Annotated in this window: 18 protein-coding genes; 6 read left to right on the top strand and 12 right to left on the bottom strand. The window is 68.3% G+C overall.

Features of this window, described 5'->3' with window-relative positions; genetic code table 11:
* Positions 1–20 precede the first annotated feature (20 nt).
* From PROPJV5_RS00300 to hisD, 6 genes are all read right to left on the bottom strand, one after another.
* Positions 21–1,070: a GNAT family N-acetyltransferase gene (locus PROPJV5_RS00300; protein WP_119714360.1), complete on the bottom strand. Its 1,050-nt coding sequence runs from the start codon at positions 1,068–1,070 to the stop codon at positions 21–23.
* Complete coding sequence (gene priA / locus PROPJV5_RS00295; protein ID WP_119714359.1) at positions 1,067–1,804, bottom strand: bifunctional 1-(5-phosphoribosyl)-5-((5-phosphoribosylamino)methylideneamino)imidazole-4-carboxamide isomerase/phosphoribosylanthranilate isomerase PriA; 738 nt, start codon at positions 1,802–1,804, stop codon at positions 1,067–1,069. Before priA ends, PROPJV5_RS00300 begins: the two co-directional genes overlap by 4 nt.
* Before the next feature lie 67 nt (positions 1,805–1,871).
* Complete coding sequence (gene hisH, locus PROPJV5_RS00290) at positions 1,872–2,501, bottom strand: imidazole glycerol phosphate synthase subunit HisH (protein ID WP_239018331.1); 630 nt, start codon at positions 2,499–2,501, stop codon at positions 1,872–1,874.
* On the bottom strand, positions 2,498–3,106 hold the full coding sequence (gene hisB / locus PROPJV5_RS00285; protein WP_119714358.1) for an imidazoleglycerol-phosphate dehydratase HisB: 609 nt from the start codon (positions 3,104–3,106) through the stop codon (positions 2,498–2,500). Before hisB ends, hisH begins: the two co-directional genes overlap by 4 nt.
* 44 nt (positions 3,107–3,150) lie before the next feature.
* The gene (locus tag PROPJV5_RS00280) at positions 3,151–4,278 is read right to left on the bottom strand and encodes a histidinol-phosphate transaminase (protein WP_119714357.1); all 1,128 of its coding nucleotides are present in this window, start codon (positions 4,276–4,278) and stop codon (positions 3,151–3,153) included.
* Positions 4,275–5,591 (bottom strand): histidinol dehydrogenase, encoded by a 1,317-nt coding sequence (gene hisD, locus PROPJV5_RS00275; protein WP_119714356.1) that lies wholly within the window; start codon positions 5,589–5,591, stop codon positions 4,275–4,277. The genes PROPJV5_RS00280 and hisD overlap by 4 nt, the downstream gene beginning before the upstream one ends.
* Before the next feature lie 125 nt (positions 5,592–5,716).
* On the opposite strand from hisD, the gene PROPJV5_RS00270 reads away from it, so the two are divergent.
* A complete protein-coding gene (locus PROPJV5_RS00270; protein ID WP_182858499.1) occupies positions 5,717–6,478 on the top strand; it encodes a DUF554 domain-containing protein in 762 nt (253 codons plus the stop codon).
* Positions 6,479–6,519: 41 nt separating this feature from the next.
* A complete protein-coding gene (locus PROPJV5_RS00265; RefSeq protein WP_119714354.1) occupies positions 6,520–7,011 on the top strand; it encodes an aminoacyl-tRNA deacylase in 492 nt (163 codons plus the stop codon).
* Between the two features lie 26 nt (positions 7,012–7,037).
* On the opposite strand, the gene PROPJV5_RS00260 is transcribed toward PROPJV5_RS00265, so the two are convergent.
* Positions 7,038–7,832: a hypothetical protein gene (locus tag PROPJV5_RS00260; protein ID WP_119714353.1), complete on the bottom strand. Its 795-nt coding sequence runs from the start codon at positions 7,830–7,832 to the stop codon at positions 7,038–7,040.
* Positions 7,833–7,898: 66 nt separating this feature from the next.
* Positions 7,899–11,465, bottom strand: coding sequence for a DNA polymerase III subunit alpha (gene dnaE, locus PROPJV5_RS00255; RefSeq protein ID WP_119714352.1), 3,567 nt, complete (start codon positions 11,463–11,465; stop codon positions 7,899–7,901).
* Positions 11,466–11,671: 206 nt separating this feature from the next.
* Here dnaE and PROPJV5_RS00250 point away from each other — a divergent pair, with 206 nt between their 5' ends.
* Together PROPJV5_RS00250 and PROPJV5_RS00245 are read left to right on the top strand one after the other, a co-directional pair.
* Positions 11,672–12,388: an HdeD family acid-resistance protein gene (locus PROPJV5_RS00250; protein WP_119714351.1), complete on the top strand. Its 717-nt coding sequence runs from the start codon at positions 11,672–11,674 to the stop codon at positions 12,386–12,388.
* A gap of 35 nt (positions 12,389–12,423) precedes the next feature.
* A complete protein-coding gene (locus tag PROPJV5_RS00245) occupies positions 12,424–13,443 on the top strand; it encodes a magnesium and cobalt transport protein CorA (RefSeq protein WP_119714350.1) in 1,020 nt (339 codons plus the stop codon).
* 319 nt (positions 13,444–13,762) lie between these two features.
* Here the strand turns inward: PROPJV5_RS00245 and PROPJV5_RS00240 are convergent, their stop codons facing one another.
* Both PROPJV5_RS00240 and PROPJV5_RS00235 read right to left on the bottom strand, forming a co-directional pair.
* Positions 13,763–14,356: a TetR/AcrR family transcriptional regulator gene (locus PROPJV5_RS00240; protein WP_182858498.1), complete on the bottom strand. Its 594-nt coding sequence runs from the start codon at positions 14,354–14,356 to the stop codon at positions 13,763–13,765.
* A 158-nt stretch (positions 14,357–14,514) separates the two neighbouring features.
* A complete protein-coding gene (locus tag PROPJV5_RS00235; RefSeq protein WP_119714348.1) occupies positions 14,515–15,549 on the bottom strand; it encodes a V-type proton ATPase subunit F family protein in 1,035 nt (344 codons plus the stop codon).
* A 529-nt stretch (positions 15,550–16,078) separates the two neighbouring features.
* Between PROPJV5_RS00235 and PROPJV5_RS00230 the strand changes: the two genes are divergently transcribed.
* Together PROPJV5_RS00230 and PROPJV5_RS12980 are read left to right on the top strand one after the other, a co-directional pair.
* On the top strand, positions 16,079–16,351 hold the full coding sequence (locus PROPJV5_RS00230; protein WP_147385305.1) for a transposase family protein: 273 nt from the start codon (positions 16,079–16,081) through the stop codon (positions 16,349–16,351).
* Between the two features lie 492 nt (positions 16,352–16,843).
* A complete protein-coding gene (locus PROPJV5_RS12980) occupies positions 16,844–17,155 on the top strand; it encodes a CorA family divalent cation transporter (protein ID WP_275403687.1) in 312 nt (103 codons plus the stop codon).
* A gap of 9 nt (positions 17,156–17,164) precedes the next feature.
* Here the strand turns inward: PROPJV5_RS12980 and lgt are convergent, their stop codons facing one another.
* The gene (gene lgt / locus PROPJV5_RS00220; RefSeq protein ID WP_119714345.1) at positions 17,165–18,151 is read right to left on the bottom strand and encodes a prolipoprotein diacylglyceryl transferase; all 987 of its coding nucleotides are present in this window, start codon (positions 18,149–18,151) and stop codon (positions 17,165–17,167) included.
* Positions 18,148–18,981: a tryptophan synthase subunit alpha gene (trpA, locus tag PROPJV5_RS00215; protein WP_119714639.1), complete on the bottom strand. Its 834-nt coding sequence runs from the start codon at positions 18,979–18,981 to the stop codon at positions 18,148–18,150. The genes lgt and trpA overlap by 4 nt, the downstream gene beginning before the upstream one ends.
* Between the last annotated feature and the right edge of the window lie 47 nt (positions 18,982–19,028).

Here is a 19,028-nt window from a genome sequence, read left to right as displayed (position 1 = left end):
CAGCCGTCCGCCAGGCCGGGTCAGCCGGTGCGTTTGGCGAGGAGCTCCTCGTAGCTGCTGGTGCGTCCGTAGACGATGAGGCTCTCGGTGGCCTCGAAACCCATCGAGGCGAAGTAGTCCTTCGCGACCTGCGGCATGACCGTGTCGACACCGATACCGGCGCTCTCCAGGCCGGCCTCGACGAACCCGCGCATCGAGGTGACCATCAACGCGCGGCCGATGCCCTTGCCGTGGCACCAGGGGCACACGCCGATGCGCTCGGTCCACCCCTCCAGGACCTCGTCCTCGTAGGCGCGGTTGATGGCGTAGCCGACGACCCTGCCGTGCGGGGCGTCGGTGTGGCTGGGCTGGGGGCTGTTGACGATGGCCAGCCACGACAGCCTGGCCCGGGCCCCCTCCGAGTCCAGGGAGCGTTCCCAGTCCTCGCGACTCGTCTCGTGGGCCCCGGGGCGCGATGCGAAGGCCTCGTTGTGGGCGGCCCGGGCCTGCTCGGAGTACTTCTCCTCGAAGGGCACGATCGTGACCTCAGGGGGGATGACCAGCTCCGGCAGCTCGGCCCCCGCCAGGTCGCGGTGCATGTCGAACTGCCAGCGTTCCGGGGCCAGGCCGGCGCTCACGATGGAATCGGTCAGGCCGATGCGTTTCTCGTCGACCATCGAACCGATCCACAGCGGACCGGTGCCCTCCTCGTACACGTGCAGGTACCACTGCTCGGCGCGGGAGATGAGCCACAGCGAGAGATTGTGACGGATTCCCTGGTGCCGCCACGCGGGATGGACACCGACGTCGAACCACACCCTGGGCAGCGACAGGTCGCTGAGGTCCGGATGGTTCCAGCCGTAGGCGACGATGCGCCCGCTCTTCTCGCGCCCCACGACCGCATGGTGACTGGCATGGGCGCCCGGCCGGTTCCAGTCGGCCACGAGATCGTCGTAGCCCATGGTCTGCAGGGGGTCGTCGTAGTACTCCATGGCGGCCCGCAGCTCGGCCAGCTCGGGCAGGTCGTCGAAGCTCAGGAAACTCCAGTCGAGGAGGTCATCGACGAAGGTCTCGGCCCACTCCGGAGTCACCGCGCCACCGCCAGGGCCTCGGACAGGGTGAACCTGCCGATGTACAGGGCGGTACCGATGATGGCGCCCTCGATGCCCTGATCGACCATCGCCCGGAGGGCCTGGACGTCCTCGAGTGAGGTGATGCCCCCGGAGGCGACGACCGGCGCGTCGGTGTGGGCGCAGACGGTGGTCAGCAGTTCCAGGTTCGGTCCCGACAGCATGCCGTCCGAGGTGACGTCGGTGACGACGTACCGCGCGCAGCCGGCCGCATTCATGACCTCGAGAGTGTCGAGCAGCTCGCCGCCCTCGGACACCCAGCCGCGGGCCGCGAGCCTGGTGCCGCGCACGTCGAGGCCGATGGCGATGCGATCCCCGTAGCTCGCGATGACCTCGGCGCACCAGCCGGGGTTCTCCAGCGCCGCGGTCCCGATGTTGACCCGGCGGCAGCCGGTGGACAGGGCGCGCTCGAGGCTGGCGTCGTCGCGGATGCCGCCGGACAACTCGACGTCGACGTCGAGCTCGCTGATGAGCCCGGCGAGAAGGTCGGCGTTCGAGCCGCGGCCGAAGGCCGCGTCCAGGTCGACCAGGTGAAGCCAGGTCGTCCCGGCCTCCACCCAGCGCTTGGCGGCCTCGTGCGGGTCGCCGAAGACCTTCTCCGAGCCGGCTACTCCCTGAACCAGCTGGACCGCCTGCCCGTTCTGGACATCGACGGCGGGAAGGAGCTGAAGGGTCTCGCTGTGTTCAATGCTCACGGGAAAACCCTAGCCCACCCGGCCGGCCGGCCCAGGCCCTCGACACAGCGCCGAGCCTCTCAGTGGCTCAGGACCGTTCGACGATGTCGAGCCAGTTGCGCAGCAGCCGGGCCCCGGCCCTTCCGGATTTCTCGGGGTGGAACTGGGTGGAGCAGACCACGCCCCGCTCGACGGCTGCCACGCAGCGATCGCCCCCGTGCTCGACCCAGCTGACGAGCGCGCCCGACGGGGCGCTGTGGGCGGCGTAGGAGTGGACGAAGTAGAAGCGTTCGGCCGCCAGATGGGCGAAGAGCCGGCTGTCGGCGGCCGGCTCGACCACGTTCCAGCCCATGTGCGGCAGGCGGGCGCTGGTCAGCTCGGTGACGGTGCCGTCGAAGACGCCGATGCCCTCACTCACCTGCCCGTGCTCGTCCCCGGAGGCGAACAGCACCTGGTGGCCGACGCAGATCCCCAGCAGCGGACGAGACCGGTCCGCCCAGGACCTGACCAGGTCGGCTCCCCCGCCGGCCCGCAGCTGCGCCATGCAGGCGGCGAACGCGCCGACACCCGGCACGACGAGGCCCTGGCAGTTCTCGAATCCGGTCGGGGACGAGGACAGGTGCACCTGCGCCCCGGCGGCGTCGAGCGCACGGCTGACCGAGTGCAGATTCCCCGAGCCGTAGTCCAGGACGCCGATCAGCGGGCCGGACCCGCTCACAGCGCGCCCTTCGTGCTCGGGATGCCCGTGACCCTCGGGTCGGGTTCGATGGCGGCGCGCAGGGCGCGAGCAACGGCCTTGAACTGGGCCTCGACGATGTGATGCGGCTCGCGGCCGGCCAGCAGACGCAGGTGCAGGCAGATGCCCGCGTTCGAGGCCAGCGACTCCATGACGTGGTAGGTCATCGACCCGGCGTACAGCACCCCGGAGCCCCCGATGCGAGCGGTGACCTGCGACTCGGGTTCGCCGGTGCACACCGTGTAGGACCGGCCGGCGACGTCGACGACCGCCTGGGCCAGCGCCTCGTCGAGGGGGACGAGGGCGTCGCCGAAACGGCGGATGCCCGACTTGTCGCCAAGTGCCTCACGCAGCCCCTGGCCGATGGCGATGGCGGTGTCCTCGACGCTGTGGTGCCCGTCGATCCAGGTGTCTCCGGTGGTGGTGACGTCGAGGTCGATGAGCGAGTGCCTGCTCAGCGCGGTGAGCATGTGATCGTAGAAGCCCACACCGGTGCTGATGTGCGAGGCGCCGGTGCCGTCCAGGTCGAGGCTGACCTGGACGTCGGACTCGCTCGTGACCCGATGGATGCGTGCCGTGCGGCTCATGTTCGTCCTTTCCGGAGACAACGTGCAGCGGGATTCGGGGGTTCTCAGCGGACCAGCACGCCGGGGCGGGCGATGACCGGGCTGATGGCCTCGCGGAAGGCCCTCATCTCGTCCGGCGTGCCGGCGTTGAGCCGCAGGAAGCCCTCGGGGCCGACCTCGCGGATGAGGACGCCGGCGTCCAGGACCTCCTGCCAGACCGCGTGGCGGTCCGCGAACCTGCCGAACAGGATGAAGTTCGCCTGGCTGGGCACGACCTCGAGACCGGCACGCCGCAGCCATTCCTGCAGCTCCTGGCACTCCTGGCGCAGGGCGTCGACCTGGGCGAGCATCTCGTTCCTGTGGGCCAGGGCGACCCTGGCGATGGCCTGGGTCTGCGCGCTCATGTGGTAGGGCAGACGCACGATGCGGCAGGCGTCGACGACCGCCGGAGCCGCGGCGAAGTAGCCGACGCGCCCGCCTGCCAGGGCGAAGGCCTTCGACATGGTGCGCGAGACGATGAGGCGGCCGAAACGGGCGAGCAGGGCCAGCGAGGAGTCCGCGGGGAACTCCGTGAACTCCTGGTAGGCCTCGTCGACCACGACGATGCAGTCGACGCGCTCGCAGATCTCCTCGATCACCTTGACCGGGGTGATGGTGCCCGTCGGGTTGTTCGGCGTCGTGATGAGCAGCACGTCGGGCCGGTGCTCGGCGACGGCCGCCACGACGAGGTCGGCATCGAGCGTGTAGTCGTCCCTGCGGGGCACGGCGACATACCTCGTGTGGGTGTTGCGCGCGTACTCGGGATACATCGAGTAGGTGGGGGTGAAGCTCAGCACCGTGCGGCCCGGGCCGCCGAAGGCCTGCAGGATGTGCGTCATGACCTCGTTGGAGCCATTGGCAACCCAGATGTTCGAACTGGTGAGCCCGAAACCGAGGTAGGCGGCCAGATCGGCGCGCAGCGCCAGGGCCTCGCGGTCGGGGTAGCGGTTGATCGACGCGGTGATCTGATCGATCTGACGGGCCATGTGAGCCCGCACGCGCGCGCTGGGCGGGTACGGGTTCTCGTTGGTGTTGAGCCGCACCGGCACGTCGAGCTGCGGGGCGCCGTAGGGCTGCGATCCGACGAGTTCGGGGCGCAGCGGCAACTCGTCGAGGGTTATCGCCGGGCCCGGGATGCGTGGGGTCTCGCTCATGCCTGCACCTGGCTTCCCGTGCGCGCGGCGATGGCGGCGGCGTGGCCGGGAAGGTTCTCGGCGTGCGCGAACCGCTGGACGCCGTCCCCCAGGTCGGCCAGCGCCTGCGGGGTGTACTCGATGACGTGCACCGACTTCATGAAGCTGCGCGTGGTGAGACCGGACGCGTAGTGGGCCGCTCCCCCGGTCGGCAGGACGTGCGTGGAGCCCGCCGAGTAGTCGCCGAGCGTCACGGGCGCTGAGCCGCCGACGAAGACCGCCCCGGCGTTGCGCACGCGCCGGGCGAGCGCCGCCGCCTCGGCCGTCTGGATCTCCAGGTGCTCGGGCGCGTAGTCGTTGGTGACGGCCAGGCCCTGTTCCATGTCGTCGACGAGCACGACGCCGGACTGCTCGCCGGTCAGCGAGATGCGCAGGCGGTCGGCGGTGTCCAGCCGGGCGACCTGGCCGGCCAGCTCGGCCTCGACGGCTTCGAGCAGCGCCGTCGAGTCGGTGACGAGCACGGCGCCCGCCATGGGATCGTGCTCGGCCTGGCTGATGAGGTCGGCCGCCACGTGGACCGGATCGGCGGTGCCGTCGGCGAGCACGAGGATCTCGGTGGGGCCGGCCTCGGCGTCGATGCCGATGAGCCCGCGCAGATGGCGTTTGGCGGCCACGACGTAGATGTTGCCCGGGCCGGTGACCATGTCGACGCGGCGGCACAGGCCCGGCACGCCGTAGGCGAACATGGCGATGGCCTGGGCTCCGCCGACGGCGTAGACCTCGTCGACGCCGAGCAGCCTGCACACGGCGAGGATGGTCGGGTTCGGCAGGCCCCCGTACTCGGCCTGGGGCGGGGTGGCGACCGCCACCTGGCCGACACCGGCGACCTGGGCCGGCACGACGTTCATGAGGACGGTGGAGGCGAGCGGGGCCAGGCCGCCGGGCACGTACAGGCCGACGCGTTCGACGGGGACCAGGCGGTTGCCGACGACGGCCCCGGGGGCGACCTCGACCTGCCGGTAGGGCTCCTCGGTCTCGACGGTCTCGGCGACGACACGGCGACGACGGATCGACTCCTCGACGGCGGCGCGCAGGGCCGGGTCGAGCCGGTCGAGGGCATCGTCCAGCGCCTCGGCCGGCACGCGCAGCTGCTCGGGCACGACGTGGTCGAACTGCTCGGCGAAACGCAGGAGCGCGGCCTGTCCCTCGTCCCTGACGGCCCGGCACAGGGGCTCGACGGCTGTCAGGGCATGCTCGACGTCGAAGGTGCCGCGCGGCAGCACGGCCGTGTAGTCGTCCAGTCGTCGTCCACGTAGGTCAGTGATCCGCAGCATGGCATCAGCCTAGTCGCGGCCTCCGCCCGGGCGCGCGGCCGCACACGGGCGTGAGACCGCTCCCGCGACGGATCCGGGCCTGGACGATGCCACGCCCGGCCGGCCGTCGGTGGTGGAATGGGACGGTGACCCCTCAGATCTTCATCGGAGCCGGAACGGTCATCAACGTGTCGTCGATCCTCGTCGGCTCGGTCATCGGCCTGCTCATCGGCCAGCGCCTGTCGAAGGAGGCACGCACCGCCATCACCACCGTGCTGAGCCTGGTCGTCATCGTCATCGGCGTCGACTCGGGCATGGACTTCTCCGACGCCGCCCTGGCCGAGGTCGTCGGGGACTTCGGCATGGTCGTCGTCATGCTCAGCCTGGTCGTCGGCACGCTCATCGGGCGGGGGCTGCGACTGCCCGAACGGCTCGACCGGCTCGGCCAGTGGGGCCGGCGCATGGTCATGCGGATGCGCCGCAAGGACCCGGCGCCGGGCGACCGGGACGACCTGGAGGGTTTCGTCACGGCGGTCCTCATCTTCTGTGTCGGCCCGCTGGGTCTGCTCGGGGCCCTGCAGGACGGCCTCGGCAACGGCCCCAGCCAGCTGTGCATCAACGCCGTCCTCGACGGCTTCACGTCCATCGCGCTGGCGTCGACCTTCGGCGCCTCGGTGATGGGTTCGGCCGTCGTGCAGTTCATCTACCTCGGTACGGTCACGTTCATCGGCTACCTCGCCGGCGGCATGCTGCCCGACCCCGAGGTGGCCGCGTTGAACTCCGCCGGCGGCATCATCCTGCTCTCACTGGGGTTCACGATGACCGGCATCAGGAAGCTGCCGGTCGTCGAGGTGCTGCCCGCGCTGGTCCTGGCCCCGGCCGCCGTGTGGGTCATCTCGCTGCTGTGACCACACCGATCCGCCCCACCCGAGCGGGGCAGACTTGAGCCATGACCCGCAGGTCCACCGGGACGCCCGCGACAACGGCCCTCACGAGGGCCGGGGTGGCGTTCACGCTGCACTCGTACGAGCATGATCCCCGGGCCGAGCACTACGGCCTGGAGGGGGCGAGGGCGCTCGGCGTCGAACCGGGCCGCGCCTTCAAGACGCTCGTCGTCGAGCTCGACGACGATCCCCGCCGGCTCGTCACCGCCGTCATCGGCTCGGACCGGCTGCTCGACCTGAAGGCGACCGCCGCGGCGGCTGGGGGCAAGCACGCCGCCCTGGCCAGTCCCGGCCTGGCGCAGCGGGCAACCGGATTCGTCGTCGGCGGGATCTCCCCGTTCGGGCAGAAACGCCGGATGAGAACCTTCATCGACGCCAGCGCGATGGGCTACGAGACCGTTTTCGTCTCGGCCGGCCGCCGCGGGCTGAGCGTCGAACTGAGCCCGGCGGCCCTGCTGACGGCCACCCGGGGCACGTTGGCGGGACTGACCCGCTGACCGGGGATCCTCGCGGCGAGCGCGTGTCAGGCCCCGGTCCGCCCGTCGTCCGGGGCCGGTACCGTCGTGCGCTGGCCGTGCAGGAAGCGCAGCAGGCTGTGACCGCTGCCGGTCCGTCCCTCCTCCGCCCAGCGCGGGGAGTGGTCGTCCTCGCCGTCCCCGGTGGCCCCCTCCTCGGCCCGGGTGCGCGCCCGCCGGTCGTCGCCGTCATGGGTGAGGGAGCTGTAGACGAGCACCGGGATGACGGCCGCGAAGGGCCAGACGACCCAGGCCGTCGGGGTCGTCAGGGCCAGGTCGAAGACGACCGTCTCACCGGCGCCTGCACCGGCCAGGCGGGTGTCGAAGCCGCTCGGCCCGATGATGGCCCCGAAACGTGCCGCGAGGAGCGCACACAGGCCGGCGGCGGCCACGGCGAGGAGGACGACGGGCCATCCCGCGTGCCTGAACCAGTGCCAGGCGAAGAAGCCGAGGACGAGACCGACGACGAGACCGATCATGACGAAGACGGCATCGGGGCTGAAACTCTCCACGGCGGCGTGATTCGTCATCGTGGCGGTGCCGTCGGAGCTGACGGTGACCGACTGCAGCGGTGTCACCACCGACCAGCAGAGCCCGGCCAGGAGACCGAGGACGAGGACGAGCCCCGCGAAGAGGGCGATGAGGACGCCGTCTCGTCTGCTGATGTGCGGGCGCCACAGGCTGACGCGGTGCAGCTCGGAGGCGACCGGCTCGGCGATCGCCTTCTGGGGACCGGTCGTCTCGGTGGAGGCGACGACCGCCGGGACGCGGCCATCCGGCGTGCGCAGCGGTTGCTCACTCATGACGTGCCCCCTCGAGTTCGACGACTCCCACAGGTTAGCCGCACCCGCCGGACCGGGCCGAACCGGTCAGACCGCGATGCAGCCGGGGCCGAGCAGTGCCTTGAGGTCGGCGATGAGCGGCTGCTCGTTGCTGACCCGCAGTGAGTCGCCGAGCCTCATGAGGGTGCTCTTCTGGGGGCCGACCAGCTTGACCCGCACCTCGGTGCCGCCCGGATGGGCGGTGAGCACCTGCCGCAGCTCCTGCACCACCGGCGGGATGCACCGCACGACGGGCATCTGGATCGTCACGGGCCCGTCGGAGCTCATCCGCACGTCCGGCACCGTCAGCTCGTTGGCCTGGATCTCGATGGACTCGTCCTTGTTGGCCACGCGGCCGGTGATGCGCACCACGGTATCGGGCACGAGCTGGGTCAGGCAGGTCTGGTAGACCTTCGGGAAGACGAGGACCTGGACGCTGGCGTCGAGGTCCTCGACGGTGACGGTCGCCCAGAAGGCACCCGACTTGGACTGCCGGCGCTGGACCTGGGTGATCATGCCGCAGATGGTCTCCACCCGGCCGTCGAGCTCGGAGCCGGTCTCGATGAGCGTGCCGATGCCGATCGAGCTCTCGGCGCTGAGCACGTGCTCGAGCCCCTGCAGCGGATGGTCCGAGACGTACAGGCCGAGCATCTCCCGTTCGAAGGCCAGCTTGGTGCGCTTGTCCCAGTCGGGGGTCTCGGGAACGCTGCGGGACAGGCCGGTGTCCGCGGCGTCGCCGCCGCCCATCAGGTCGCCGAAGAGATCGTCCTGGCCGTTGGCCTGGTTGCGTTTGAGGTCGATGACGTCGTCGACGGCGCTCTCGAAGACATCCATGAGCGCACGGCGCGAGTGCCCCATCGAATCGAAGGATCCCGCCTTGATGAGCGACTCGATGCAGCGCTTGTTGCACACGCTGAGCGGCACCTGGTCGAGGAACTCGTAGAAGTCCTTGGCCGGCCCGTGCTCCTGGCGCGCCTCGGCGATACCGGCCACGACCGACTCGCCGACGTTGCGGATGGCGCCCAGCCCGAACCGGATGTCCTCGCCGACGGCCGTGAACTCGTTCTGCGAGGCGTTGACGTCGGGCGGCAGCACCTTGATGTGCTGGGCCCGCATGTCGGCCAGGTAGAGGGCCATCTTGTCCTTGTCGTCGCCGACGCTGGTCAGCAGGGCGGCGCCGTACTCGGCCGGGTAGTTGGCCTTGAGATAGGCCGTCCAGTAGCTGACGAGCGCATAGCCGGTGGCATGGGACTTGTTGAAGGCGTATCCGGCGAACGGCACCATGACGTCCCACAGCGCCTGGATCGACTCGTCCGAGTACCCGTTGGCGCGCATGCCGGCCTGGAAGGGCGTGAAGTTCTGGTCCAGGATGTACTTCTTCTTCTTGCCCATGGCCCGGCGCAGCAGGTCCGCGCCGCCGAGGGTGTAGCCCGCCAGTTTGCGGGCGATCGCCATGATCTGTTCCTGGTAGACGATGAGGTGGTAGGTCGGCGCCAGGATCTCGTCCAGGTCCTCCTTGAGTTCGGGATGGATCGGGGTGACCGGGCGGCGGCCGTTCTTGCGGTCGGCGTACTCGATGTGGGCGTTCGCGCCCATCGGGCCGGGCCGGTACAGGGCCAGGACGGCGATGATGTCGTCGAAGACGTTCGGGCCCATCTGTCGGAGCAGGGCACGCATGGCCGTCCCGTCGAGCTGGAAGACACCGAGCGTGTCGCCCCGCGACAGCAGCTCGTAGGTGGCCTTGTCGTCCAGCGGAACCGCGGTGAGGTCGACGTCCTCGCCCCGGTTCTGCTTGATGATCTTCAGGCAGTGGTCCATGATGCCGAGGTTGCGCAGCCCCAGGAAGTCCATCTTCATGAGGCCCATCTCCTCGAGCTGAGGGTAGGCGAAACCGGCGATGATCATGCCGTCCTTGTCCCTCTTGTGCATGGGGACGAGGTCGAGCAGCTTCTCGTTGGACAGGATGAAGGCGCAGGCGTGCACGCCGGTGCCGCGGATCAGACCCTCCAGGCCCTTGCCGGTGTCGACGACGCGGTGCACGTCCGGGTCTGCCTCGTACAACTCGCGGAACTCCCCGCCCTCCGCGTACCGCGGGTGCTCGGGGTCGAACAGGTCGTTGAGCGGGACGCCCTTGCCCATGATGTCGGGCGGCATCGCCTTGGTGATCCGGTCGCCGAGGCTGAAGGGATAACCGAGGATGCGGTTGGCGTCCTTGACGGCGGCCTTCGCCTTGATCGTGCTGAAGGTGTTCACCTGGCTGGTGTACTCGGCCCCGTACTTGGCGGTGACGTAGTCGATGACCTTGTCCCGCTGGCGGTCGTCGAAGTCGAGGTCGATGTCGGGCGGGTTGACGCGCTCGGGGTTGAGGAAGCGTTCGAACAGCAGGTCGTGCTCGAGCGGGTCGATGGCGATGATGTCGGTCAGATAGGCGATCATCGAACCGGCGGCCGAGCCACGCCCCGGACCGACCGGCACACCCATCCGGCGGGCGGCGTCGCAGATGTCGGAGACGACGAGGAAGTACGAGCTGAAACCCAGCGGTTCGATGGTCGCCAGCTCGGTCTCGACGCGTTCCAGCACCTGCCTGCTGGGGTTGTCGCCGTAGTGCTTCTTCAGACCCACCTGGATCTTCTTGCGCAGCCAGCTCTCCTGGGTCTCGCCCTCCGGCACGTCGAACTGCGGCATCCGGTCGACGTGGGCGAAGACCTCGTCGTAGGGCTCGATCATCTCGGACAGGAGCAGCGTGTTGTCGGCGGCCTCGGCCGGGAACAGGGCCCGCATCTCCTCATTCGTCTTGATGTAGTAGCCCGAGCCGTTGAAGCGGAAACGGTTCGGGTCGTCCTTGTTGCGCCCCACGCCGACGCACAGCAGGTTGTCATGCGCATCGGCCTGGTCCTCGGTGACGTAGTGGGAGTCGTTGGTGGCCAGCAGGGGCAGGTCGAGCCGCTTGGCCAGGCGCAGCAGGTCGTCGCGCACCTCCCGTTCGATGGGCACCCCGTGGTCCATCAGCTCGCAGTAGTAGTTCTCCTTGCCGAAGATCTCCTGGTAGGCGGCCGCGGCCTCGCAGGCCGCCTCGAACTGGCCGAGCCTCAGCCGGGTCTGCACCTCGCCCGAGGGGCAGCCGGTGGCGCCGATGATGCCCTCGGCGTGCTCGGCGATGAGTTCGCGGTCCATGCGGGGCTTCATGTAGTAGCCCTCGTAGCTGGCCAGCGAACTCAGCTTGAACAGGTTGCGCAGGCCGGTCGGGTTGCGAGCCCACATCGTCATGTGCGTGTAGCGCCCGCCGCCGGAGACGTCCTTGCCGCCCTCGACCTCCGGCGCATCCGAGTCGCGTCCCACGCCCCAGAACTCCTGCTTGCGGGAGAACCGGCTGCTGGGAGCCACGTACGCCTCGATGCCGATGATCGGTTTGACGGCCGGGTTCTCGGTGCCGTCGTACTTCTTGGCGGTCTGGAAGAACTCGTAGGCGCCGAACATGTTGCCGTGGTCGGTCATGGCCACGGCGGGCATGCGCTGCCGGGCGACCTCGGCGAACAGCTTCGCATTGCTGGCGGCACCGTCGAGCATCGAGTACTCGGTGTGCACGTGCAGATGGACGAAGTTGCTCCTGCTCATCTCGCTCCCCTCACCACGCCTCCCATCACGGGCCTGGAGGCTCCGGCACCGACCCGTCACAGGCTACCCCGCCCGCGTCACGGGCAACGCCCGGCGGCGCCCCGTCCGCCGGTGCGGCCCAGGGCGAACAACGTCCAGCGTTTCACCTTGATGGGTGAGCCGTCCTCGCTCAGGATTGGTTCATCACATCTGGTTCAGGAGTCACCATGAGCATCTCCGGAATGCACGTCCCCGGCATGGGTCAGGACCGGTTCGCGCGCCGCGCGCCCTCCGGGCGTGGTTGGCTCGCCTGCCTGGTCGCCGGCATCGTCATCACGGCCGCCGGCCTGGCCTGCATGATCTGGCCCGGTCACTCGGTGAACGCGCTCGTCCGCATCATCGCCCTCGCCATGATCGTCTCGGCACTCGGCTCGGTCGTCACCGGTCTGCGTTCGCGCGGCCGGGTCGGCTCGGGCATGATGGTTCTCTCCGGCGTCCTGCTGGCGCTGGCCGCCGTCTTCATGCTCTGGCACCCCGGGCTGACCGGTGAGCTCATCATCATGGCGATGGGTGGGGCGATCCTCGTGTGCTCCCTCGCGGCCGGTGCTCTCGGCACGGTTCTGCACGGCTCGTTCGGCAGCACCCGCTGGCTGCAGGTCATCGGGCTGATAGGGATCGTCATCGGCATCGTCCTGCTCGTCCATCCGCAGTTCGGCACCGCTGCCGCAGGCATCGTCATCGGCCTTCTCATGGCCCTGTTCGGCGCCTCCCTCATCGCATTCGCCGTGCGCCTGCGCGGGTACGCCATCGGCGCGAGGGCCGCCTCCATACCCCACGAGACGATGGCCGCCCGGCGGGCGGCGGACCGTGTCCGGCGTCGGCGTGGCGGCCGCGACGAGGACGGGGGCGATGATGTCATCATCGAGGGCGACGTCATCGACTGAACATCGCGCCGCTCCGGCGCCGGGGAGGGGGCTCCATGAGGAACGACCAGCGAGCCGGGACCGGACCGGTGGGCGGGACGGTCACCATCAGTCTTTTCGACGAGGGACGCTGGATCCTCCGCGACGGGACGGGCGAACTCTCCGATGCGCTCGACTTCCTGGCCGACCATCCCGAGCGTACGGCGCTGGTCACCTACTCCGACCCGGCCCCGTCGCAGATCCGCGGCCTGGAGCAGGCGATGAACCTGCATCCGCTGCTCGTCGAGGATCTGCGCAAGGGGCACCAGCGGCCGAAGCTGGAACGCTACGACGACGCCCTGTTCATGGTCGTCGAGCCGGTCTTCTACCTGGATGACATCGAGGACGTCGACGTCGCCGAGGTGCACGTCCTCAAGCGGGAGAATCTCGTCGTCATGCTGGTGCGCCCGACCGCGCACGGCCTCATCTGGCCCGGCTCACCGCTCCGCTACCCGCCGGACTTCCTCGCCCTGGGATCGGAGGCCCTGCTCTACGGCATCCTCGACGCGGTGGTCGACTCGGTCTTCCCGGTCGTGCGTGGTGTGCAGACCGATCTGCACCAGATCGAACGACAGGTGTTCAGCGGCGACACGGCCGCCCCGGAACGCATCTACCGGCTGGGCCGCGAGGCCCTGGACCTGCAGCAGGCCGTCGCCCCGATATCGGACATCATCGAGGCGCTGCGGGCCGGGTTCGACAAGCACGGCGTCGCCGCCGAACTGCGCGCCCACCTCGGCGACGTGGCCGACCACGTACGCCGCGTCGGCGAGCAGATCAGTCAGGTGCGCGAACTGCTGACGCAGATCCTGACGGTCAACGCGACCCTCGCCGACCAGCGACGCAACGACAACATGAAGACGGTCTCCTCGTGGGGCGCCATCCTGCTCGTCCCGACCCTCATCGGCTCGATCTACGGCATGAACTTCTCCCACATGCCCGAACTGGACTGGCGCTACGGCTACCCGATGGCCCTCGGACTCATGGCCGCCTCGGCCATGGTGCTCTACATCGTCTTCAAACGGCGGGACTGGCTGTGAGCCCCAGAAGATTCGCTCAGGGCTCACCAGCACGGAACCACTCACCACTTCCCAACAGGTCGACAGTCCCGCAATGAGGATGACGGCGATCAGTGGCAGAGAGTCGACAATGAGCGTCCACTGTATCGAGTGGCCCACAAGCAATAGCCGATGAGAAGCGCTCGAAGCATACTCGCCGCACGGCCTGCTCCTCCGGTTCTCAGCCCAGCCGACACCACGTACGTCGGCTCCACCGGGGACACGTCCTCGAACAGGAGAGCCCCGCCATCCTCGAACGACGCGACCGGCTGTGAGGCCAGATTCCGCACACTGCCAGGCATCAGGAGCGGTCAAGCAGGGTCGCGAGCTCCGCACTGAGGGAGCCTGTGTCGTAGCCATCGATGAGTGACATCTGGAGGATCTGCGCGTAGATGAGACTGACCATCAGATGAGCGCGAGCGGGTGCCTCACGTCGGGCTGTGGGCAGACCTTTCCCTTCGCCAGAGAGCATCCAGGCCACGCAGTACTCGCGGAGGGTGTCAAGCGCCTGCTCATAGACGGAGTTCGCCGCCCTCCGGACCTCCTGGTTTGACACGGCCTCACCCCAGACTTGGATCAAGAGCCCTGAGGGGATGTCGGCGGTGGCGATGCGTGAGGTGATCAGGTCAATCAGCTCGCTTGGCCGCGGCGGCGGCTCCGTGGTGACAGCAGCCTCCACCTCAGCGAACAGACCGCTGAAGGTCGTCCGGGCGACGTAAGCGATAATCTCGTTCTTTCCCTTGAAATGGATATAGATCGTACCGGCCGACAGTTCGGAAGCCTCGATGATGTTGGCCATCGAGGTCAGGTGAATTCCTCGTCGCGAGAACTGCTCAATGGCGGCGCGGGCGATCTGGTCTCGCTTCGCCTGCATGTACTCGCTGCTGACCTTCACCACGACAATCCTCACTTCAGAGAACGAATGATCATACGGTAACAGACCACGTGCTAACGACGCGCACTTGCCCAAGTGAGAGCGCTCGATAGGAACCCATCGGGACACGCGAAGAGCCGGTCGGGCCGGGGCAGTCCCCCGGCCCGACCCGCCGCCTCTCAGGCTTCCGCCCGCATCCGTGCGGTGGAACGACGCCCGAGCGCGAGCAGCACGACATCGACGAGAAGCCATGCACACAGCACACACCACTGGCCCGCTGCACTGGCATCAGGGAAGTAGCTGACGATCCGGAGCAGCGTTGTCGTCGAACCGGGGATGAGACATTGTCCGATGCAACCCAGACCGGCGGGAAGGAACTTGTAGGGAACGGCAAATGCAGCCCATGGCATCGCGGCGAACAGGGTGATCCCCGCAGCGATCCCTATGCCCACCTCGCCGAAGGCTGCGTGCAGACCGGAGAACAGCCCGCTCGTCGCCATGAGGGACAGCCCTAGGGCCAGCCAGAGGGCACCGAAGGATCCCGGGTACACCTGAAGCCACGTATCCAGGATCAGGGCGAGCAGCAGGCCCCCGCCGACCCCGAGTCCAAGCACAGCGGCTGCCTTGCGCCACACGCCCTTGACCAGATAAGCGATCGTCAGCCCGGCGAGCAGGGCGCCAACCGTGAGCGGAATACCAGCGGCTGTGGCGCCAGCCCCACTCGGGTCATCCGAGGAATAGGGCACCAGGTCTGTCACGGCCACCTGGGGAAGCGACTCGGGCAGCTGTCCGGCCACGGCCGCTGGATCGATCCCACGCTCTGCTGCAGCATCGATCCCGCTGCGGATCCCGTCGTAGATCTGCGCGTCCAGCATGGTCTGCAATCGCCCAGAGACCTCGGTCATGACTGCAGTCGGCACCTGCCCGTTTGCTGACGCGGTCAGTACCTCAGGGGCTCCGTCAACGAGCACGACGGCACCTATGAAATCTCGCTTCAGCACGCCCGCGACAGCCGCGTCCCGATCGCTGACCTGCTCCAAGTCTGCGATCCCGCTCAGGCCACCACTGACATTGGACATGAACTGTTCGACCAGCTCAGCATCCCCAGTCACCGCAATCGTCTGCCCCGACATCTCAGCACGGGAGCTCGGCCAAGCAAAGGTGAGGATCAGCAAGGACAGCACAGCCGACACGAGCACCGTGATCCAGGTCACCCTACTCCAGCTACTCACGACAGGTGGGGGTGTTAGCTCTTGACCAGTCATCTCTCCTCCTTGAATGAATGATCATTCATCATAGTCTTCAAGATGGCCAACTACAAGAGCAGCACGATCAGGCCCCGCCCAGATTTTGGGTGGATCAGGATCTTAGGTGAGTGAACCGAAGGATGGTTAGCAGCCATCGGCCGTGAAGCCGCGTCGGATCCATGCTCCGATCTGGTCCCTGACCAGGCGGTAGCATTAGGGGAGATGATTCGCGCGGCGTCACGGCGCATATCCTGGAGCGTTTGATGTTGTTGGAAGGTAACTGAAATGATCATGAGACAGAAATAGATCATATCGACACCGAAATACAGTGTGGAGTTCATCGAACCAGTTGGTTTAGAATCACTAAAACCCCAAGTCGATTTCCGAGGCTTCCAGATCCTATGGGGCATGTGACGCCGACCGACAAGACGCCGGGTCAGGAATGACAGACAGAACGCCCCATCCCCAGCACTGATAAGTATGACCGGGGAGGAACATGTCACTGTTTACCCATGTGCCCGGTCGGCATCCGATGTCGGTGATGCTGGCCCTGCTGTCGCAGCCGTGGCCCGGCGCGAAATCGGTGCACGCGATCGGACGACTACGCTGCCGACACCAGACCAGGCTCTTGGCCCGACTCGACCATCCCACCAATGTGGTCAGCGGGGCCACGCTTCTCCGGGTGATCGAGTGGCTGGAGGCCGAGACCCTCTTCCTGATCCGGAAGCATGGCCACGGCTACGCGCGCAGACCACCGGCGGCAAGCTGACCCTCGCCCTCGACGACAAAACCATGCACGGGCCCACGACGCTGATGCCCCGCATCTGGTAGCAACCCACCCCCGCATGACCCGGCACTGGGCCAGCCCACGTCACGGATCGAGCCGAACGAAATCTCAGCCACCTGCCACCTACCAGCCCTGATGGATCTGGGGGCGGTCATGGGCGATGGACGCACTACTCATCCAGGCCATGACCGCCCAAACAGGTCGCAGATCAGCATGGCGACTACCTATCCCGTGAAGCTCAACCAGCCGAGTCCCTACCGCGTTCTGGAGCACCTGCTCTGGAAACACGTCCCGCAGGATTCCCAACCCAATTTCCACGCGGTCTGAAGGTCACGCGCACGATCCATGCAGTTGTGACCCCGGCCTGGATCGGCTCCCCAGCGCCCGTCAAATCGTCAAGATCCGGCGCGCCCGCATCATCAACGGGAAGAAGACCGTCGAGGATCGCCCACCTGATCATCTCGGCCCCGATGAATCAGGCCCAGCCCGCAGCCATCGTGGCCTGGGGCCGAGGGCACCGGGGCACCAGGAACCAGCGCCACCAAGCCCGCAACGTCACCTTCACCGAAGGCCCTCACCGACCAGCAACGCACCGAGAGCATGAAGACGGTCTCCTCGTGGGGCGCCATCCTGCTCGTCCCGACCCTCATCGGCTCGATCTACGGCATGAACTTCTCCCACATGCCCGAACTGGACTGGCGCTACGGCTACCCGATGGCCCTCGGACTCATGGCCGCCTCGGCCATGGTGCTCTACATCGTCTTCAAACGGCGGGACTGGCTGTGAGCAGGCGCCTCACCCGTCGGTGACGTCCTGGTCCGCTGCTCGGCTCACCGGGGCACCGCCGTCCTCCCCTCGCCGGGAACCCGAACCGGAGGGATTCTCACCGGTGATGTCCCCGCCGGCCCGGGCCGGGGTCTCGGCGTGCTCGCCGTCCTGCTCGGCCTCTGGCCCCGGCCTGTCGGCGTCGAGCCTGGGACCGCAGCCGGGACGGTACCGCAGCTGCCAGGCGAGCAGCGCCAGCGCGGCGAGGAAACAGATCGCGCTGGTGTAGTTGTTGACCCGGAGCCCGCCGATCTGGTTGGCCGGGTCGATGCGAAGGAGTTCGATGAAGAAGCGGCCCAGGCAGTAGTAGGCGACATAGGCGGTGAAGGTCTTCCCGCGGCCCAGCCTGAACCGCGAGGACGCCCACAGCAGGAGAATGCCGCCCGCGACGTCCCAGATCAGTTCGTAGAGGAAGGTCGGGTGGAAGGTCGCGTACTGCACGTAGCCGCTCGGCCGGTGCGCCACGTCGATCTCCAGGCCCCACGGCAGCGAGGTCGGGCGTCCGAAGAGTTCCTGGTTGAACCAGTTGCCGACCCGGCCGATGCCCTGGGCGAGCAGCAGTGCCGGGGCGATCGCATCGGCCACCGCCCCGAAACGCACCCGGTGCACGCGGCACCACACGAGGACCGCCAGACCACCGCCGAGGACGGCGCCCCAGACGCCCAGGCCCCCGTTCCAGATCTTGAGGGCGTCGACCGGGTCGCGCCCGGGGCCGAAGTAGAACTGGTGATCGGTGACGACGTGGTAGGCGCGGGCGCCGACGATGCCCGCCACGACGGCCCAGCCCATCATGGAGTCGAACTGGCCGGGCTCGGCCCCCCGCGCGCGAAGCCTGCGCGCGCTGAGCCACCAGGCCACGAAGATGCCGGCCAGGATGCACAGGGCGTAGTAGTGCACAGTGACCGGGCCGATCGAGAAGGAACTGGCGGCCGGGCTGGGGAGGAACAGCGTCGTCACCGGGAGTTCCTCACCCCGGCCGCCAGATCGTCGACGAGGGCGCGCAGGCCGTCGAGGGAGTTGGTTCCCGAGTCCTCGGCCGCGATGAGCTCCTTCACCAGCGCCGAACCGACGATGGCCAGATCGGCGAACGCGCCGATCTGGCCGGCCTGGGTCCCGTTGGAGATGCCCAGCCCGACGCCGACCGGAAGGTCCGGGGCGAGGGAGCGGACCCGGGCGACGAGTCGTGGCGCCGCGTCGGAGGTCTGTGCCCGGGCGCCCGTGACGCCCATGACCGAGGTCGAGTAGATCCAGCCCCGGCACGCCGAGGCAGTCCGGGCGACACGCTCGTCGGTGGAGGAGGGGGCGACCAGGTAGATGCGGTCGAGCCCGAACTCGTCCGACGCGGCGGTCCAGAACTCGGCGTCATCGGGCGTCAGGTCGGGCGTGATGAGCCCCGCGCCCCCGGCGTTCGCCAGGTCCCGGGCGAAGGCCCGCACGGAGGCGGCCGGATCGGTGCTGCGCCCTCTGGCGCCGTAGTGTTCGACGAGGTTGTAGTAGATCATCACGAGGGGGGTGGCACCGGTCGCGGCGACCGCCTCGACGGCCGAGAAGACGTCGTGGGTCCGCACGCCGCGCTCAATGGCCCTGGTGTCGGCGTGCTGGATGGCCAGACCGTCCATCATCGGGTCCGAGTAGGGCATGCCGATCTCGACGGCGTCCACTCCCCTGCCCTGGGTTCCCTGGGTGAGGGCGACCATCGCTGCGATGGAACCGGGCACGTCGGGGTAGCCGACGGGCAGGTAGCCGACGAGCGCGGCCCGGTTCTCGGCCCGGCAGGCGGCCACCATGCGCCCCGAGACACCCAATCGGGACTCGTCATCGAAGGGCCTGGTCA

The organism is Propionibacterium ruminifibrarum (assembly GCF_900289195.1).
Taxonomy (GTDB): Bacteria; Actinomycetota; Actinomycetes; order Propionibacteriales; family Propionibacteriaceae; genus Propionibacterium; species Propionibacterium ruminifibrarum.
Note: the sequence above shows the minus strand (reverse complement) of the source record. Positions and strands in the feature narration are given on the sequence as shown.

Bases quoted from the DNA above. Each gene is read 5' to 3' on its own strand.
- hisB (WP_119714358.1), bottom strand. From the start codon at position 3,106: ATGAGCCGCACGGCACGCATCCATCGGGTCACGAGCGAGTCCGACGTC.
- PROPJV5_RS00280 (WP_119714357.1), bottom strand. From the start codon at position 4,278: ATGAGCGAGACCCCACGCATCCCGGGCCCGGCGATAACCCTCGACGAG.
- hisD (WP_119714356.1), bottom strand. From the start codon at position 5,591: ATGCTGCGGATCACTGACCTACGTGGACGACGACTGGACGACTACACG.
- PROPJV5_RS00265 (WP_119714354.1), top strand. From the start codon at position 6,520: ATGACCCGCAGGTCCACCGGGACGCCCGCGACAACGGCCCTCACGAGG.
- PROPJV5_RS00260 (WP_119714353.1), bottom strand. From the start codon at position 7,832: ATGAGTGAGCAACCGCTGCGCACGCCGGATGGCCGCGTCCCGGCGGTC.
- dnaE (WP_119714352.1), bottom strand. From the start codon at position 11,465: ATGAGCAGGAGCAACTTCGTCCATCTGCACGTGCACACCGAGTACTCG.
- PROPJV5_RS00250 (WP_119714351.1), top strand. From the start codon at position 11,672: ATGAGCATCTCCGGAATGCACGTCCCCGGCATGGGTCAGGACCGGTTC.
- PROPJV5_RS00245 (WP_119714350.1), top strand. From the start codon at position 12,424: ATGAGGAACGACCAGCGAGCCGGGACCGGACCGGTGGGCGGGACGGTC.
- PROPJV5_RS00230 (WP_147385305.1), top strand. From the start codon at position 16,079: ATGTCACTGTTTACCCATGTGCCCGGTCGGCATCCGATGTCGGTGATG.
- trpA (WP_119714639.1), bottom strand. From the start codon at position 18,981: ATGGTGGCCGCCTGCCGGGCCGAGAACCGGGCCGCGCTCGTCGGCTAC.